Origin of the sequence: Mesorhizobium sp. M0159, from assembly GCF_040322295.1 — a bacterium.
Classification (GTDB): Bacteria; Pseudomonadota; Alphaproteobacteria; order Rhizobiales; family Rhizobiaceae; genus Mesorhizobium.
In genome coordinates, this window is the sequence record NZ_JAMYTF010000117.1 from 1 (window position 1) to 3,755 (window position 3,755).

A 3,755-nucleotide genomic window follows, 5' to 3' on the forward strand; every position below is an offset into this window, starting at 1 on the left:
GTAATGACCAGAGCCGATGTGTCTGGCACATTGTCCTTGAGAACCGGACTTCCGCCCGTTGTGAGAACGCCGGCGGTCTCGAACAGCCCCGTCGCTTCACCCGCCCAGCAGGGCACAACCCACGCCGGAAACGAACTCAAAACTGGATAGAAACTGGGGGCAACGTCAGACGGAACAGCAACTCCTTCGCTGGGTGTGCAGTCCCCGACTGTGATGGATCGATCCTGAGGCGACAGGCGGAGGGTGTGCTATACATAGCAAGAGTTCTTCACGGCAGGCCCCGCAGGACGCCTAGCGTTTGCTCTATAGTATGCGTTCTTCAGTAAAGTCGGTGCTAGCCTGCAGTATGGTTTCAGACAGCAATTTCGCTGCTCGGACCAACGGCTCTCGGAAGCGTTGAAGCTCCTCAAAAGTGACTCGGGCAACTGGAACGGAGGTCCCGAGACACGCGATCAAAGTTCGGCCGGGGACGAGAATTGGGACGGCGCATCCAACCACACCTTTGACGAACTCTTCGTTGGTCCGAGTCCATCTATCCCTGCGGGTTTCCTCTAGAACGGCGAGGAGGGCAACGGGATCGGTTATAGTCCTATCAGTATGCTGCTTCATCTGTAGAGACCGAACGAGCTTTTCACGCGCCTTCACAGGAAGCATGCTCATGTAAATCTTGCCAGTGGAGGTACAGTACAGGGGCGCGCTATGCCCAGGATCAAACCGAAGTCTTTGCGGGACCTCAACTAGCACGCTGTCGAGATAGACGACGGCATTGTTTCGAACGATTCCAATTTCACATTGCTCGCCGATTTCTGCTGCGACGGTCTGAAGAACGGCGTGGCGCCGTGTAGTTCGAAAGGCTGAGCCAATCGCATTGCGAGCAAGTAGGACTAGGTTGTTCCCGACCACGAGGTATTTAGTGCACGGGGCGCGCTGCAGCAATCCGCGGGCCTGCAGATTATTGATCAATCGGTGAGCTGTTGGCAACGGGAGATCGAGATTTTTGGCGATCTCCGCCGCCGTCTGGGCTTTGAGTTGAGCTGCCACAAAATCAAGGATGGCAAATGCTCGATCCAACGGTCCATTCGAATTGACGTTCAAGCTCATATATAATTCCCATTGGGTACAGAGAGGCTAGAATGAGAACAGGTTGCGGCCCCATGACGCGCTGCTGCACTGCTCGCTGCGCTCCAGCCAACCGAGTTGCTGGGCCCACAGCCCGTGCAAGGTGTTCGATCTCGCCGGTATCGAAGCGTCGGCGCAAGAAGGCACGCGGCGAGAAGCCCAACCTGGTCTACCCCCTTGGCGGCGGAAGGCCCGCACGCATCGATGCCCTGTTCGACATCGAGCGCGAGATCAACGGCCTGTCGCTGGATCAACGCCGCGCCGTGCGCCAAAGAACTTGGGAGCTGGATGGTCGCGACGCGCGATAGCTTTCGCCTGGTCACGAACTATATGCTGCGCCGTTGGCCATCTTTTACCGAGTTCCTCGATAATGGGGTGCCTTTCGAACCAATGCGGCTGAGCGAGCGCTGCGTGGCATCGCTCTGGGCTGGCGCTCTTGGCTCTTCTGCGGCTTGTCACTCCTTTGCGAGAAACCGAGGAATCAGCTCCAGGAGGGCAGGATATCCATTTCGGCGACTCGAAGCGGCAATCTCCTCAAGGAAATGGTGCGATCGACCAAGTGATTGAGTCGACTGCATCCTGAAGTATCGCATCGGTCTGAGCGCGGCTGGGCGACGCGGCGATGATGTGTCCGATCCAATCCCGCTCATCGCCGTTTCTGACGATCGGCGTCTTGGGTCCAAGATACAATTTGACCTCGGCGACACCTTCTAGAGCAGCCGCCTGACTGTGGTCTCCGATCCAATCCAGCGTGCCATCGCGATCAGCAACCAGGATTCGCGCGCCCGCAGTATGCGAATGCCTTCTGCGCAAATTCGGTTCGTCGCCGATGACAATCTTGAGATGCTCGGTGACGAGATCGACGCCATAAGCCAACTTAACCATTTGAGGATCTGGCGTGCCCGGAAGACGCGGATTGACTTCAATGACGACTGGGCCACGCTTAGTCCACCGAAGTTCAATGCACGATGGCCCCCAGCCAAGGCCGAGAGCTGTCAAAGAGCTTAGCGAAATGGCTGCGATACGCGCATGCTCTTGCTCAGTCAGCGGGGCCGGAAATCTGAACTCACGAAAGACGAAATGCGGCGGCGGGCCGAAGTCAGCTGCGGTAATCCCAATAACCTCATTTTGCATTGTTTGGGCGACATAATGAGAGCCTTGTGCAAATTCTTCCACCAGTACCCTCGGTGGAGACCGCCATATGTGCTTGCCGCCCAACAAATAGGCTGCATGCTCCACTAACTCATCGGCGTTGCGGCACAATCGAACACCAATGCTGCTGATGCCCACGGCTGGCTTAAGGACCACCGGCAGGCCAATCTCTGCGGCAGCGCTTTTTATGTCCATCGTACTCGCTGCCAAGCGATAAGCCGGCATTGGAACCCCGGCCTCGGCGAGGAGCTGACGCTGAGCGAATTTGTCGCAACATCGTTCAATCGATGTGGGGTTCGGGCCCGGCAGGTTGAAATGCCGGCAGAGCTTGCCAACCGTCGCATAGACCTCCTCCCTGGTGGACGTAATGCCAGCTATGTCATAGGTTGTACGTAGTCGGGAACATTCGCCGATTAGCGCATCAAGATTTTCTGTCTCAATATGAATTGCGCCAATTCCTTCCGCAAGAAGACGGTCGCAACGAGCTCGATCAGCCGATAGGATAATTGGATGAAGACCAAGATGCTGCGCCGCTTGGACGTATAGAAGACCAACACCCAATGTATAACCCTCGAGCAGGATGAGCGCTCTTTTTGCCATGGTTTTGGCTCCTACGTTACGTGCGGTGTGCTTAGCTGTTTGTTATGCGTGGTTTCAGACGTCGTGGGGAATGTAGCATATCAGCAATTTACGGTTGTAAGGAGTTTGTGAAGTTATTCGAAGATTTTGTTGCGACGGCCAAATAAAATCGGGGGGAAACGTATTGTAAGATTGATGCGAAACCTCTTGTGATTCGTATGACGTGGATCCTTTCAGAACCGCTTTATGTCGCGGCGACACTCGCAAATGACTTGAGGCCGAGCAGGCGCCAAAGCGTCACTTGATGCACCCTGCCTGCTACTGCGTTCATTCAGAAATAGGCTTGTGCGTCAGTTCATGTGGATGCCAGCGTTTACAAGGAAGAACCTGAAGCATTGGACATGCGATGAGTGCGGGATGTGTCAGGCCTTGATTTGCGGCGTCCCATATGCCGCGGGCCGGTATGGTGATGCGCGGATCTAGTCCCAATCAGGAAAGCGAGCTTGCCTGGGATCTCAACTTGACTCTGGTTTCCTGACCCCGATCGATCGACCATTTGTCCCATCCAGTCCATGCCTTCCTCACGCCCCCGACGTCCCAGTATCGAGCGCGCTGCGGCGGATCTCGCAGCCACCGTTCGCCGGGTTCCTGGTAGTTCTCCCGCGCCATCAGCATGGGCCCAGGTGCCACGCGCCATCTTGTTGGCCAGCGCTGTTGCCACCAGCATGCACAATTTCTTCACCATCAAGCCGGCAACCCAGGAGCCGTCGGGCAGCCGGCTTTTCCGGGAACTGAAGGACCTCGGCTATGGCGGCGGCTCCACGGCCGTCACCGACTTCCTGCGCGACGTCCGTCCTGCCGCGGCGGAGCGTGGATACGAGGTTCGCTTCGAGACCCCGCCCGGC

Annotated in this window: 2 protein-coding genes and 2 pseudogenes; 2 read left to right on the top strand and 2 right to left on the bottom strand. The window is 56.7% G+C overall.

From position 1 onward, the window contains the following. Positions 1–303: 303 nt before the first annotated feature. On the bottom strand, positions 304–1,101 hold the full coding sequence (locus tag NKJ32_RS35145; protein WP_352830527.1) for an IclR family transcriptional regulator: 798 nt from the start codon (positions 1,099–1,101) through the stop codon (positions 304–306). A 342-nt stretch (positions 1,102–1,443) separates the two neighbouring features. Between NKJ32_RS35145 and NKJ32_RS35710 the strand changes: the two are divergent. Further along, positions 1,444–1,571 (top strand): annotated as a pseudogene (locus tag NKJ32_RS35710) (IS66 family transposase); the annotation flags it as partial. Positions 1,572–1,653: 82 nt separating this feature from the next. Here NKJ32_RS35710 and NKJ32_RS35155 read toward each other — a convergent pair. Next, entirely contained in the window at positions 1,654–2,871 is a 1,218-nt protein-coding gene (locus NKJ32_RS35155; RefSeq protein ID WP_352830530.1) for an ATP-grasp domain-containing protein, read from the bottom strand. Positions 2,872–3,533: 662 nt separating this feature from the next. On the opposite strand from NKJ32_RS35155, the pseudogene NKJ32_RS35160 reads away from it, so the two are divergent. Then, positions 3,534–3,755, top strand: a pseudogene (locus NKJ32_RS35160) (hypothetical protein); the annotation flags it as partial.

Bases quoted from the DNA above. Each gene is read 5' to 3' on its own strand.
- NKJ32_RS35145 (WP_352830527.1), bottom strand. From the start codon at position 1,101: ATGAGCTTGAACGTCAATTCGAATGGACCGTTGGATCGAGCATTTGCC.
- NKJ32_RS35155 (WP_352830530.1), bottom strand. From the start codon at position 2,871: ATGGCAAAAAGAGCGCTCATCCTGCTCGAGGGTTATACATTGGGTGTT.